Source organism: Micromonospora sp. RTBAU3-60 (assembly GCF_054963695.1).
Genome location: NZ_JBUEGB010000011.1, coordinates 104,590 through 117,130, shown reverse-complemented (window position 1 = coordinate 117,130; position 12,541 = coordinate 104,590). Strand labels below are relative to the sequence as shown.

The 12,541-nt window shown below is 74.8% G+C and carries 13 protein-coding genes; 7 read left to right on the top strand and 6 right to left on the bottom strand.

Annotation, left to right across the window (positions count from 1 at the left end):
* Positions 1-30: 30 nt before the first annotated feature.
* The 3 genes from ACY34I_RS13710 to ACY34I_RS13700 all read right to left on the bottom strand — a co-directional run bounded on the left by ACY34I_RS13710 (position 31) and on the right by ACY34I_RS13700 (position 3,270).
* Positions 31-1,596 (bottom strand): aldehyde dehydrogenase family protein, encoded by a 1,566-nt coding sequence (locus ACY34I_RS13710; protein ID WP_462755331.1) that lies wholly within the window; start codon positions 1,594-1,596, stop codon positions 31-33.
* Between the two features lie 267 nt (positions 1,597-1,863).
* Positions 1,864-2,388, bottom strand: coding sequence for an isochorismatase family protein (locus ACY34I_RS13705; protein ID WP_462755329.1), 525 nt, complete (start codon positions 2,386-2,388; stop codon positions 1,864-1,866).
* 126 nt (positions 2,389-2,514) lie between these two features.
* Positions 2,515-3,270, bottom strand: a complete 756-nt coding sequence (locus ACY34I_RS13700) for an LPXTG cell wall anchor domain-containing protein (RefSeq protein WP_462755327.1) — start codon at positions 3,268-3,270, stop codon at positions 2,515-2,517.
* 373 nt (positions 3,271-3,643) lie between these two features.
* Between ACY34I_RS13700 and ACY34I_RS13695 the strand changes: the two genes are divergently transcribed.
* Genes ACY34I_RS13695 through ACY34I_RS13685 form a run of 3 tightly spaced genes read left to right on the top strand, consistent with a single transcriptional unit; the run spans position 3,644 to position 6,281 of the window.
* Positions 3,644-4,174: a SigE family RNA polymerase sigma factor gene (locus tag ACY34I_RS13695; protein WP_462755325.1), complete on the top strand. Its 531-nt coding sequence runs from the start codon at positions 3,644-3,646 to the stop codon at positions 4,172-4,174.
* A complete protein-coding gene (locus ACY34I_RS13690; protein ID WP_462755323.1) occupies positions 4,171-5,712 on the top strand; it encodes a hypothetical protein in 1,542 nt (513 codons plus the stop codon). The genes ACY34I_RS13695 and ACY34I_RS13690 overlap by 4 nt, the downstream gene beginning before the upstream one ends.
* Before the next feature lie 29 nt (positions 5,713-5,741).
* The gene (locus tag ACY34I_RS13685) at positions 5,742-6,281 is read left to right on the top strand and encodes a DUF488 domain-containing protein (protein ID WP_462755321.1); all 540 of its coding nucleotides are present in this window, start codon (positions 5,742-5,744) and stop codon (positions 6,279-6,281) included.
* On the opposite strand, the gene ACY34I_RS13680 is transcribed toward ACY34I_RS13685, so the two are convergent.
* From ACY34I_RS13680 to bioB, 3 genes are read right to left on the bottom strand one after another with little or no spacing between them, the layout of a single operon-like run.
* Entirely contained in the window at positions 6,263-6,769 is a 507-nt protein-coding gene (locus tag ACY34I_RS13680) for a GNAT family N-acetyltransferase (protein WP_462755319.1), read from the bottom strand. The two genes, ACY34I_RS13685 and ACY34I_RS13680, sit on opposite strands and share 19 nt — an antisense overlap.
* Before the next feature lies 1 nt (position 6,770).
* Positions 6,771-6,980, bottom strand: coding sequence for a biotin synthase auxiliary protein BsaP (gene bsaP / locus ACY34I_RS13675; RefSeq protein WP_462755317.1), 210 nt, complete (start codon positions 6,978-6,980; stop codon positions 6,771-6,773).
* 18 nt (positions 6,981-6,998) lie between these two features.
* Positions 6,999-7,994 (bottom strand): biotin synthase BioB, encoded by a 996-nt coding sequence (gene bioB / locus ACY34I_RS13670; RefSeq protein WP_462755315.1) that lies wholly within the window; start codon positions 7,992-7,994, stop codon positions 6,999-7,001.
* Between the two features lie 178 nt (positions 7,995-8,172).
* Between bioB and ACY34I_RS13665 the strand changes: the two genes are divergently transcribed.
* From ACY34I_RS13665 to ACY34I_RS13650, 4 genes are read left to right on the top strand one after another with little or no spacing between them, the layout of a single operon-like run.
* On the top strand, positions 8,173-9,369 hold the full coding sequence (locus ACY34I_RS13665; RefSeq protein ID WP_462755313.1) for an 8-amino-7-oxononanoate synthase: 1,197 nt from the start codon (positions 8,173-8,175) through the stop codon (positions 9,367-9,369).
* On the top strand, positions 9,366-10,094 hold the full coding sequence (gene bioD / locus ACY34I_RS13660; RefSeq protein ID WP_462755311.1) for a dethiobiotin synthase: 729 nt from the start codon (positions 9,366-9,368) through the stop codon (positions 10,092-10,094). Before ACY34I_RS13665 ends, bioD begins: the two co-directional genes overlap by 4 nt.
* Before the next feature lie 54 nt (positions 10,095-10,148).
* Positions 10,149-11,807 carry a sensor histidine kinase gene (locus tag ACY34I_RS13655; protein WP_462755309.1) on the top strand — a complete coding sequence of 553 codons (1,659 nt, stop codon included), beginning with the start codon at positions 10,149-10,151 and terminating at the stop codon, positions 11,805-11,807.
* Positions 11,804-12,481, top strand: a complete 678-nt coding sequence (locus ACY34I_RS13650) for a response regulator transcription factor (RefSeq protein WP_148795200.1) — start codon at positions 11,804-11,806, stop codon at positions 12,479-12,481. Before ACY34I_RS13655 ends, ACY34I_RS13650 begins: the two co-directional genes overlap by 4 nt.
* Positions 12,482-12,541: the final 60 nt, after the last annotated feature.

Here is a 12,541-nt window from a genome sequence, read left to right as displayed (position 1 = left end):
CCCGGTTCGGGGGCCCTGCCCGTGTCGTTGTCAGGTCGTCGGGTAGCTGCTGTAGTCGGGGAAGTTGCCGTAGAGCCGGCCGTCGCCGCCCACGGTGACCGCCTGCACCAGCAGGTCGCCGCCGACGAACGCGCCCTTCCAGGACGCGCCCCGGCCGCCGAACGGCTCCTCCCGGTCGCCGCGCGAGCGGGGCTTGTTGATGCCCACCTTGAACGCTTGCAGGTCGACCGCGAGTTTGCCGGCCAGTTCCTCGTCGTCGCAGGCGAGGGAGGCGACCAGCGCGCCGTTGGAGGCGTTCATCTGGGCCAGCAGCTCGTCGGTGGTGTCCACCACGACGATGGTGTCGACGGGGCCGAACGGCTCGGCGTGCATCAGCCGGGACCGGCCGGGCGGGGCGAGCAGCACGGCCGGCGCCACGTACGCGGAGGTGTCCTGCCCGTCGAGGAAGGGCGCGCCGTCGAGCTTGCCCCGGTGCAGCGGCACGGCGCCGCCGCGTACCGCCTCGTCCACCTTGCGGCGCAGCTCCTCGGCCTTGGCGGCGCTGATCAGCGGGCCGAAGTCCAGCTCGGGCAGCGGGTCGCCGGCCGACCAGTCGGCGCCGACGGCGAGCGGGTGGCCGAACCGGACGGAGCGGACGACCGGCAGGTACATGTCGAGGAACTCGTCGACCAGGTCCCGCTGGACCACGAACCGCGGGTACGCGGTGCAGCGCTGCTTGCCGTACTCGAAGCCCTTCTTCAGGTGCGCGGCGAGCAGGTCCCACTGGGAGAAGTTCCAGATGCCCCAGGCGTTGAGCCCCTCCTGCTCGATGAAGTGCCGCTTGTCGGAGTCGAGCAGCGCCGCGGCCACCTTGCCGCCGTTGGACCGGCCACCGACGAACGCCACCGCGCCGATTTCCGGGGCGCGCACCAGGACCTCGGAGAGCTCTTCGCCGCTGCCGGAGAGCAGGGTGGCGGGCAGCCCGGCGCGGCGCATCAGGGCGTGCGCCACGGTGAGGCAGACCGCCCCGCCCTGGGACGGGGTCTTGGCGATCACCGCGTTGCCGGCGAGCAGCTGCACCAGTTCGGCGTGGACCAGCACGCTCATCGGGTAGTTCCAGGAGGCGATGTTGCTGACCGGGCCGGGCAGCGGCTCGCGGCCGTCGGCGAGCATCCGGTCGATCTCCTGCACGTACCAGCGCACGCCGTCCAGGGCGCGGTCGACGTCGGCGCAGGCCAGCCGCCACGGCTTGCCGATCTCCCAGACCAGCAGCATGGCGAGCAGGTCCCGGTGGGCGGTGAGCGCGTCGAGGGCCTCGGTGACCCGGGCCTTGCGGTCGGCGAGCGGGGTCCGCGCCCAGTCCCGGTGCGCGGCGGCGGCGTGTTCGACGGCCCGGCGCGCCGCGTCGGCGTCGAGCCGGGCCAGGTTCACCAGAACGGTGTTGTCGACGGGGGTGCGGACCGGGGTCGGCGCGCCGACCGCCCGCCACCCGCCCTCGATGAGGTTGTGCAGCGCAGCGCCGCCGTCCGGCGCCGTGCCGAAGGCTTCCGGTGCGGCGGCCACCGCGCGGGCGAGGGTGTCGGACCAGGAGGTGCCGTCGGCGAGTGTGAGGGCCATCGCGATCTCCTCAGGGTTGTCCGGGGAGCGGCGGCGTCGATGGCACCGCTGGTGAGGCGTACTGTCCCGCGCGGTCGAGCGGGCGGGCAACCGTACGCTCGTATGCCAGGACGGCGGGTCCACCGGTTGGCATCGGCTGCGGCCGACCGGAACCGGTCCTGACCTGGGAATACGTGGACAATCTATCGAGCGACGTCGATGATGTGATCCACGTCCGGGTGGCGACGACCGGGTTGCCCGTCAGTACGGATCGATGCGCGCCGCGGTTCAGCCGCGCAGCGCCGCGATGACCTCCTCCGTCGTGCAGACCGTGCCGAGCCGGCGGAAGACGTAGTCGACGGCGAACTCGTGCGCGTAGCCGTCCAACCCGGACATCGCGTCGTGCGGCAGCACCACCCGGTAGCCGATCTCGTCGGCGATGCGGGCGGTCTGCTCGACGCCGAAGTTGGTGGCCAGTCCGCCGATCACCAGGGTGTCCACCCCTCGCGCGCGCAGCGCCTCGTCCAGGCCGGTCTCGTGGAACGCGCCCCAGCTGTGCTTGACCACCGACACGTCGCCGTCGCGCGGCGCGACCTCGGCAAGCAGTTCGCTCCCGGCGGGCTGCGGATCGGGGCCGGGCCGGTCGACGCGGACCACCACCACGGTGGCGCCCGCGGCGCGGGCCGCCTCGGCGAGCGCGACGCACCGGTCGACGACCTCGGGACCGGTGTGCGGAGCGGTGGGCAGGTCCACGATGCGGCGCTGCAGGTCGATCAGGACGACGGCGGTCCGGCGCGGGTCGAGAGCATCCACTTCAAGATCGTACCGAAGGTCCGGCCGCTCCTGGCCCGCTGCGGGTGCCCCCGCCGCTGTCGCGCTGGCGGATACGCGAACCGGCCGCCGGAGGAGGTCCGGCGGCCGGTCGGGAGCTGGCGTACGTCAGCTGGTGAAGGTGATCTTGTCCCGGCGGCGGCGCAGCGCCGTCAGGACGACACCGCCGACGATCAGCGCGAGGCCGGTGAGCGCCATGCTGGTCGCGGCCACGCCGGTGATCGGCAGGTTGCCGCTGTCGGTGCCGCTGCCGCCACCGCTGCCGCCACCCACCGAGGTGCCCGGCGACGGGGCCTCCGAGGGGTTCTCCGAGCCGCCCGGGGTCGGCGACTCCTCGCCGGGGTTGGACGGGTTCGGCGACGGCGACTCCGACGAGCCGCACGGCTGGATCCAGAAGACCTTGTGCTTGGCCTTGCCCTTGCCGTCCGTCAGGTCGACGGTGAGCTTGACATGGTAGCCCTGCTTGGGGTGGGCCTGGATGCCGGCCAACGCCAGGTCGTTGGCGGAGAACTTGATGACCGCGTCGTGGTCGTTCTCGGCGCCGGAGGCCGGGTCGTCGCTGATGACGTAGTTGTCGAGGAACTTGACCGTCTTGAACTGCCCAGAGGGCGGCTGTGCGGCGAGCGTGATGTCAGCCGTGTCGCCCTCGTCGAAGTTGAAGAACTCGAGCTCGAACTCGCAGCCGACGTGCGGCTGGTTGTCGACACTGTCCTCGAACGGGGTGCCGTCGATCTTGACGGTGCCGTTGTCGCCCGGCGGGTTGTGCGGGTTGCCGGCCGCCCACGCCGGGGCGGCGAAGGCGAGGCAGGCAGTGGCGGCGGCGGCGGTGAGGGCCGTGCGCGCCACGTGCCGACGCTGTGGCATGAGGAATCCTCCGAGATTGGGAGAGGGGACGGCACATGATCGCATATCGGGCGTGCCACCGGCTACACCGGACGGTGACTCTGAGCTGCGACGACATGCCGCGCGGAGCGCCACAAATGGCTCAAGGTCAAGCCACTTCCGGGGCGTGTCGATGTAACGCTGAAGATCTCTGCGGCGCTCCGGCTTCGCCGGTCGGTCGCGTGGCTCGCCTGCCCAAGCCCGGCGCGGCACCGGGCGTGCACCGTCTTCTGCTGGCTACGTCCGGCGGATCGTGGTCGGTTACCGTTCCGCGCGGGCGGTGACCGGCCACATTTTCGGCGGCACACCCACCCGTGCGGCGAGTGGCCGGCGTGTCATCGGGTGGGAGGTGGGTGTGGACCCAGAGGAGTCGTTCCGGGCGTACGTGGCCGCGCGTACCGCCGCGCTGTCCCGGTCGGCGTACCTGCTCACCGGTGACCGGCACCAGGCCGAGGACCTGGTGCAGCTCACACTCGTGCGGCTGGCCCGGCACTGGGAGCGGGTGAGCCGCTCCGGCGACCCGGACCCGTACGTCCGGCGGACCATGTACAGCCAGCACGTGTCGCTGTGGCGTCGGCGTTGGCGTTGGCGGAACGTGGACCTGCGGGCGGAGCCGCCGGAGCGTACGGCACCGGACGAAACGGCTGGCGTGGCACGTGCCCTGGTGGTGCGGCAGGCGTTGGCTCGGCTGGCCCCACGGCAGCGCGCCGTGCTGGTGCTGCGCTTCTTCGAGGACCGCACCGAGGTGGAGGCCGCCGACGCCCTCGGCTGTTCCGTCTCGACGGTGAAGAGCCAGACCCGAGCCGCCTTGGCCCGGCTCCGCACCCACGCCCCGGAGTTGGCCGACCTGGTCGGCGTACCCGTGCGGGCAGGGGAGGACCGATGAGCGACGAACTGCGGAGCGCACTGCGGGACCTCGGGGAGCGGATGCCACCGGCCCGGCTCCCCGCCGACCTGTGGGCCACCGGCCGGCGCCAGCGACGCCGCGCCCGGCTGGCGGCGGTCGCTGCCGCGGCCGCTGCGGTGCTCGCCTGCGTGGCGGTCCCGGTCGCGCTTACCCGGGTCGAGGCCGGTCCCGCACCTGCCGCCGGGCAGGGCGCTGTGCCTGTCGAGATCGGCCTGCCGTACATGTGGCAGGCGACGGTGGCCCAGGACCCGCCGGGTCCGGCCGCCGTGCTGTTCAGCGGCGGCGGGCTCGGGCTGCGCGGGATCGACCCGATCGATGACGAGGGGAAGGTCGCAGTGGTCGGCCGGGACGGCCGCTACCGGACGCTGCTGTACGGCGGCGCCGAGAGCGCCGCCGGGGAGGACGTACAGCTCTCCCCGGACGGCCGGTACGTCGCCGACAGCGGTGAGGCGTGGCTGAGGGTGACCGACCTGACCGACGGCTCCCGCCGGGTGTACGACGGGCTGCCCGACAGCGACCGCTGCTGCCCCGCCCCGGTCACCTGGGCGCCGGATGGACGGTCGATCGTGGTTCTGGACACCGTCGCCGGGTCCCTTGGACTCGACGCCGACGGGCAGGACATCCAGCGTCTTCGGCTGGTCCTGCTCGACCTGGACACCAGCGCGGTCCAGGTCCTGGCCGAGGAACGCAGCGACCGGTGGACGGTGCGCAGCGCTTCGCTGGCCGCGTTCATCCCGGACGGGACCCGGATTGTCACCACCGTCGGCGACACCGTAAGCCTGCGGGACCGTACCGGCCGGGCCGTCTGGTCGCGGAACCTCGGGCCGCGCCGGGTGCTCGCCGGCAGCGGCGCCGTCAGCTCGGACGGCAGCCGCATCGCCACTGCCGAGTTGGATGGCTGCCTCACCCGGTGCGACGCCGCCGCGCTGGGCGCGCGGTCGTGGCGGTTCGGGTGGCTCGACGCCGCGACCGGCCAGGACACCGATGGCCCCGCCCTCGCCCCGGTGCGCGGCCAGGCGGTCCGCGCGCTCGGTTGGCGTACCGGGACCGATCTGGTGGTGCTGCGGTACGAGCCGAACCCGCATGACGGCATGGCCACGCTGGAGTGGAACGACACCGGCTACTGGGAGACGGGGCACGTGCAGCTGATGGCGTTGCGCCCCGACGGTGGCCGGGAACTGCTGCTCGATCCACCGGCGGAGGTCTGTGCGCTGGACGTCGCCCGGGACCTGCTTACCGCAGGCCGGTTCGGCGCGCCCGCGGTTGGTCCGCGCCCGTTTCCGGCGCGACCGGTCATCGTCTTCGCGGCAGCGCCGTACGTCATGCTCCTCGCCGCGCTGCTGGGTGCGGTGCTGCTGTGGCGGCGTCGCCGCCGGCGCGGCCTGGTTGTCCGGTCGTCGCCGGTTCCGGACTGGCAACGCCCGGTGGGCACGGCGGGACCTTCGCGGCGTACCGACCCACCGGACCCGCCGTGGCCGCCGCCGGCTGGTGGAGGATCCGAGCCGAGTCGACGGTAGGAACCTCTGATCGGGGGCAAGCTGGGTGCGTGTTGCTGACGGTGGGGCACGGGGCGGCCGATCGGGAGCGGCTGGGCGACCTGCTGAGCGGCGCGGGAGTGGCGCTCGTGGTGGACGTGCGGCGGTACCCGGCCAGCCGGACCAACCCGGACGTGCGGCGGGAGGCCCTGGAAAGCTGGCTCCCGGAGCGGGGCATCGACTACCGCTGGGAGCCCCGCCTCGGCGGCCGCCGGCACGTCCCGGCCGGGGAGCCGGAGCCGGACATCTGGTGGACGGTCGCGGCGTTCCGGGCGTATGCCGCGTACACCCGTACGCCGGAGTTCGACGCGGCCCTGGACGAGGTGCTCGCCGACGCGGCCCGCCGGACGACGGCGGTGATGTGCAGCGAGAGCGTCTGGTGGCGCTGCCACCGGCGGCTGATCGCCGACGTGGCGGCACTCGGCCGCGGGGTGCCGGTGCGGCACCTCATGCCGGACGGCCGGCTCAGCCCGCACCGCCCCGCCGAGGGGGCCCGCCGCCGGCCCGACGGCCACCTGGTCTGGGACGTGACTCAGTCGGACAGTTCGTGAGCGAGGAGGTCCATCAGCAGGCCGTCGTGCCAGCGCCCGTCCGCGCCGCGCTCGTAGCGCCGCATGATGCCCACCGGGCGGAAGCCCACCTTGGCGTACGCGCGGATCGCCGCGGTGTTCGCCGCGGCCGGGTCGATGGTGAACCGGTGGTGACCGTGCTCGTCGACCAGGTGTCGGGCCAGGGTGCGGATGGCGTCCCCGCCGAGGCCGGCACCGCGTACCGCCGGGTCGAGGAAGATGTCCAGGCTGGCGTGGCGGTAGTCGGGGTCGGTCTCGGCGTACCACTGGATGGCGCCGACCACCCGGCCGTCGTGCTCGATGGCGTACACGGTCAGGTCGTCGTCGGCCAGGTCGGCGCGGACGGCCTCGGCGAGGTCGTCGTCGCCGCGCCACCAGCGCCGGACCTCCGGTTTGGCGCGGATCTCGGCGAGGGCTGGCACGTCCGCGTCCGTCGCCGTGCGCAACGTCACCGCCCGCCCGCGCAGCACGTCAGCCCCGGCTCTCGCCGTGCTCGACACAGACCGCCGACCAGCCGGTCGGCACGACCTGCACCTTCATCCGCCGGCGGCAGCGGGTGCAGTAGCGCGGCGGCTCCAGCTCGCGCGCCGCCTGGCAGGCCGCGTGCGCGCCGGCGTCGGCGGGCTCACCGCAGCGGTCGCACCAGCGCTGCGCCGCCGCGGGCTCGACAAGCTCGGTCACGTCGTCCTCACCGGGTCTCTACAGGGTCGCCGACAGCGCCTTCACCGGCATCTTCAGGTCGTCCAGCAGCTTCAGGTCGTCGGTCGCCGGTCGGCCCAGCGTGGTCAGGTAGTTGCCGACGATGACCGCGTTGATGCCGCCCAGCAGGCCGTCCCGGGTGCCCAGGTCGCCCAGGGTGATCTCCCGGCCGCCCGCGTACCGGAGGATGGTGCGCGGCATGGCCAGCCGGAACGCGGCGATGGCGCGCAGCGCGTCCTTGCCCTCCACCACCGGACGGTCGCCGAGCGGGGTGCCGGGGCGGGGGTTGAGGAAGTTCAGCGGGACCTCGTGCGGGTCCAGCTCGGCGAGCTGCGCGGCGAACTCGGCGCGCTGCTCGACCGACTCGCCCAGGCCGAGGATGCCGCCACAGCAGACCTCCATGCCGGACTCGCGGACCATCTTCAAGGTCTCCCAGCGCTCCTCCCAGGAGTGCGTGGTGACCACGTTCGGGAAGTAGGAGCGGCAAGTCTCCAGGTTGTGGTTGTAGCGGTGCACGCCCATCTCGACCAGCTCGTCGACCTGCTCCTGGGTGAGCATGCCCAGCGATGCGGCGACCTGGATGTCGACCTCCGCCTTGATGGCGGCCACGCCCTCGCGCATCTGCTTCATCAGCCGGGCGTCCGGGCCGCGCACGGCGGCCACGATGCAGAACTCGGTCGCCCCGGTCGCGGCCGTCTGCTTCGCCGCCTCGACCAGCGCCGGGATGTCCAGCCAGACCGAGCGGACCGGCGAGGTGAACAGGCCGGACTGGGAGCAGAAGTGGCAGTCCTCCGGGCAGCCGCCGGTCTTCAGCGAGACGATGCCCTCGACCTCGACCTCGGGGCCGCACCAGCGCATCCGTACCTCGTGGGCGAGCTGGAGCGCGGCGGGCAGGTGCTCGTCGGGCAGGTTCAGCACGGCGAGGACGCCCGCCTCGTCGAGGCCGACGCCGTTCTCCAGCACCTGGGTCCGGGCCTGGTCGAGGATCTCTGGCATGGCTCGTACCCTACAAGGCCGCTCGGGCGGCGGAAACGGCCGAGTCCGGGGCCTACGAGCAGGGATCGACCGGCCTCGGCGAGCCGGGCCCGCGCCACGCCGGGGCCGCCGAGCCGGGTGGTAACTTCGCCCGGCGGAAGCGCCCGAGCGGCGACGATCGGCGGGAAGGGACGGGACGGTGGCGGACTGGCTGGCGGCACTCGACCGCCGCGCCGAGCTGCGGGCCAGGGCGGGGCTCACCCGTACGCTGCGTCCGCGTGCCGCCGACGATGCCGTGGTCGACCTGGCCGGCAACGACTATCTCGGCCTGGCCACCCACCCGGAGGTCGTCGCCGCTGCCGCACAGGCTCTGTCCGCGTACGGGCTGGGGGCGACCGGGTCCCGGTTGGTGCGCGGCTCCACCGACCTGCACCACGCGCTGGAGGACGCGCTGACCGACTGGCTCGGCACCGACCGGGCGCTGGTCTTCTCCTCCGGCTACCTGGCCAACCTCGCCGCCGTCCGGGGCCTGGTGCAGCCGCGTACGCTCCTCGTCTCCGACGCCCACAACCACGCCTCGCTGATCGACGGCTGCCGGATCTCCGGCGCGGAGACCGTGGTGACGCCGCACGCCGACGTCGACGCGGTGGCCGCGGCGCTCGCCGCCGCCCCGGGCCGGCCCGCCGTGGTGGTCACCGAATCGGTCTTCTCCGTCGACGGCGACCTTGCCCCGCTGGCCGCGCTGCACGCCGTCGCCCGCCGGTACGGTGCCCTGCTGCTGGTGGACGACGCGCACGCGCTCGGCGTGACCGGACCGGCCGGGGCCGGCGGGGTGGCCGCGGCGGGGCTGGCCGGCGAACCGGACGTGGTGGTGACGGCCACCCTCTCCAAGGCGCTCGGCGGGGCCGGCGGCCTGGTGGCCGGGCCGGCGGAGTTCGTCCGACACCTGGTGGAGACCGGCCGGACCTTCATCTTCGACACCGCGCTGCCCCCGGCGGTGGCCGCCGGCGTCCTGGCCGCGGTCGGCCTGGCCCGGGCCGACGACGGGCTGCGCGCCGAGCTCGCCGCGCGGGCCGCTGTCGCGGTGCGCACGCTGGGCGGGGCCGGGCTGGAGGTCTCCGCGCCGGACGCGGCGGTGGTGTCGGTGACCGCGCCCAGCCCGGAGGCGGCGACCGCGTGGGCGGCCGACTGCCGGGACCGGGGCGTCGCGGTGGGCTGCTTCCGGCCGCCGTCCACCCCGGACAGCCGCTCCCGGCTCCGGCTGACCATCAGTGCCGGGGTGACGCGGGCGGACTTCGAGCGAGCCCTCGACGTGATCCTGGAGTGTGCGCCCCTGAGCGCGAGGAGCGAGTCGGGTTTGCGAGCCCCGCAGTCGCGAACGAAGGAGGGCTCATGACGGGTGGCTGGACCGGGGCGGTGCTGGTGACCGGGACGGACACCGGGGTGGGCAAGACGGTGGTGACCGCGGCGATCGCGGCCGCCGCCCAGGCCGCCGGGCTGCGGGTGGCGGTGGTCAAGCCCGGCCAGACCGGTACGGCCACCGACGAGCCCGGCGACGTCGACTCGGTGACCCGGCTGGCCGCCCCGCTCACCGGCCGGACCCTGGCCAGCTACCCGGATCCGCTCGCCCCGCTCGCCGCGGCCCGGGTCGCCGAGCTGGAGCCGCTGGAGCTCTACACCGCCGTCGACGCGATCCGCGAGGAGATCGACAAGCACGACCTGGTGCTCGTGGAGGGGGCCGGTGGGCTGCTCGTACCGATGGGGTTGCGGCCCTCGGGCGAGCCCTGGACGGTGGCCGACCTGGCGGTGTCGCTGGGCACGCCGGCCGTGGTGGTGGCCCGCGCCGGGCTCGGCACCCTGAATCACACCGCCCTCACCCTGGAGGCGCTGGAACGCCGGGCGATCCCTGCCGGCGTGGTCATCGGCGCCTGGCCGGCCGAGCCGGAGCTGGTGCACTGGCTCAACCTGTCCGAGCTGGTGCCGAACCTGCTGGGCGCGGTGCCCATGGGTGCCGGGTCGATGGACCCCGGGGTGTTCCGGCGGTCCGCCCCGGGCTGGCTCACCCCCGCCCTGTACGGGGTGCTGGACGACTGGCGGGCCTGGGCCGAGGACGCGGGCTGAGCACCTGACTTTCGTCAGTGCCCGGTCCGGCCGCCCGTGGGTAGCCTGGCCGCCGTGAAACTGCGCTGGTGGCCGGCGGGACGCCCGGATCCCGACGGCGGGTCGAACGGCCGGCGGTGGGTCGGGGACCTGCTGCTGTGGGCGGCGCTGTCCGCGCCGGTGGCGTACGCCGGGGTCACCCCGCCCTATCCGCGGTTCGCGGTGCCGCTGCTGGTCGGGTCCCTGGCGCTGCTCGCGCTCGCGGTGGCGCTCGGCCGCCGGCTGCCCCTGGCGGCGTTGGTGGCGGTGGTGATCGGCTCGCTGCTCGACGGCAACTTCGTCTTCGCCATCCCGGTGTTCAGCTATCTCGCCGGGCGGCGCGGCACCGGCACCGGGCGGGCGGCGGCCGTGTTCGGCGCCATCGCGGTCGGCGGGAGCGCGGTCAACCTCGGGCTGCTCGGCACCGAGCCGGCGACCTGGTTCCTGCTGGCCTCGGTGCTGCTCTTCGCCGGGGTGTTCCCCTGGCTGCTCGGGCGGCACCGGCGGCAGCAGCGGGCGCTGGCGCGGGCCGAGCGGCGGCACGCCGAGGCGGAGGAGCGGGAGCGGCGCAGCGCGGTGGACCGGATCCGGCTGCGGGAACGGGCCCGGATCGCCCAGGAGATGCACGACTCGCTGGGCCACGACCTGAGCCTGATCGCGTTGCGCGCCGCCGCGCTGGAGGTGGCGGCCGACCTGGCCCCCGCGCACCGGGCCGCCGCCGGGGAGTTGCGCGCCAGCGTGGCCGCGGCCACCGAGCGGCTGCGGGAGATCATCGGCGTGCTCCGGGAGGACCGGCCGGGCTCGCTGCGCCCGGCGGACGAGACCGTGGCGGAACTGGTGGCCGGGGCCCGCGACGCGGGGATGACGGTCGCGCTGCGGGTGGCCGCCGACGTCAACGCGCTGCCCCCGCTGGCCGGGCACACCGTGCACCGGGTCGTCCGCGAGGCGCTGACCAACGCCGCCCGCTACGCGCCCGGCGCCCCGGTGACCGTCACCGTCGACCGGACCGGTGGTCAGGTGGCGGTCAGCGTGGTGAACGCCAGGCCGTCGGCCGATCCGCTGCCGGGGCCGGCCTCGCACGGCTCGGGCCTGCTCGCCCTGCGCGAGCGCGCCCGGCTCGCCGGCGGGGTCCTCGACGCGGGTCCGTGCGCCGGTGGCTTCGCGGTGCGGGCCCGGCTCCCGCTGGCCCCCGACCCGGCGCCCGGCGTGGATCGTGCGCCGCTGCCGGCCGACCCGGAGCCGGGCGGGAAGGGCCTGCCGGTTCCGCCCGATCCGGCGCCGGGCGGGGAGGGGTCGTGGGGGGCGGCCGACGTGCGGCGGGGCATCGTGGCGGTTCCGGCCGGCGACCGGGCCGGCGAGGCGGAACGGCGGCTGCGGGACGCCCGCCGCCGGGTGCGGCACAGCCTGCTCACGGCGTTCGGCGCCCCGGTCGTCCTCGGGCTGGTGCTTGCCCTGGTCTACTACCCGCTCGCCACGGCGGGCGCGGTGCTCGACCGGGCCGGGTACGAGCGGCTGAAGGTCGGCGACCCCCGGGACGGTCTCGGGCTGCCCCGGCGGCAGGCGGCCCCGCCGACGGCGGACGAGCCGGGGACCTGCGAGTACTACACCGACGGCAACTTTCCCTTCGCGGAGCCGACCTGGCGGCTCTGCTTCTCCGACGGCCGGCTGGCCAGCAAGGAGCGGATCGCGCGGTGACCGACGACCACGGGCGCCCCCTGCGGGTGGTGCTCGCCGACGACGAGGCGATGGTCCGCGCCGGGGTACGCGCCATCCTGGCGGCCGACCCGGCGATCGAGGTGGTCGGCGAGGCCGGCGACGGCCGCGCGGCGGTGGAACTGGTCCGCGCCCACCGGCCGCGGGTGGCGCTGCTGGACATCCGGATGCCCCGGTGGGACGGGATCAGCGCGGCGGAGGAGATCCGGCGACTGGTGCCGGAGACCGCCACGCTCATGCTGACCACCTTCGGCGAGGACGACCTGATCGCCCGGGCACTCGGGCACGGGGCGAGCGGGTTCCTGCTCAAGTCCGGTGATCCCCGGGAACTGCTCGCCGCGATCCGGGCGGTGGCCGACGGCGGGGCGTACCTGTCGCCCCGGGTGGCGCGCCGGGTGATCGAGCTGAGCGGCGGGCGGATGGCCCGGGGTCCGTCCGCCCGGGACCGCCTCGCCGGGCTGACCGACCGGGAGCGGGAGGTGCTGGCCCTGGTCGGGGCGGGACTGTCCAACGCCGAGATCGGCCGCCGGCTGCACCTCGTCGAGGGCACTGTGAAGAGCTACCTGACCAGCATCTTCACCCGGCTGGACGTACGCAACCGGGTGCAGGCGGCGATCCTCGCGTACGAGGCGGGGCTGGTCCCGCCGTCCGGGTGACCAGCCCCGCCCTCGCTCACGCCCCCGCTTCCGTGGCGGCGCGAGGGGCCCTGCCGAGCT

Excerpts from the sequence above, each read along its gene's own strand:
- ACY34I_RS13710 (WP_462755331.1), bottom strand. The coding sequence starts at position 1,596 with ATGGCCCTCACACTCGCCGACGGCACCTCCTGGTCCGACACCCTCGCC.
- ACY34I_RS13700 (WP_462755327.1), bottom strand. The coding sequence starts at position 3,270 with ATGCCACAGCGTCGGCACGTGGCGCGCACGGCCCTCACCGCCGCCGCC.
- ACY34I_RS13690 (WP_462755323.1), top strand. The coding sequence starts at position 4,171 with ATGAGCGACGAACTGCGGAGCGCACTGCGGGACCTCGGGGAGCGGATG.
- bioB (WP_462755315.1), bottom strand. The coding sequence starts at position 7,994 with ATGCCAGAGATCCTCGACCAGGCCCGGACCCAGGTGCTGGAGAACGGC.
- bioD (WP_462755311.1), top strand. The coding sequence starts at position 9,366 with ATGACGGGTGGCTGGACCGGGGCGGTGCTGGTGACCGGGACGGACACC.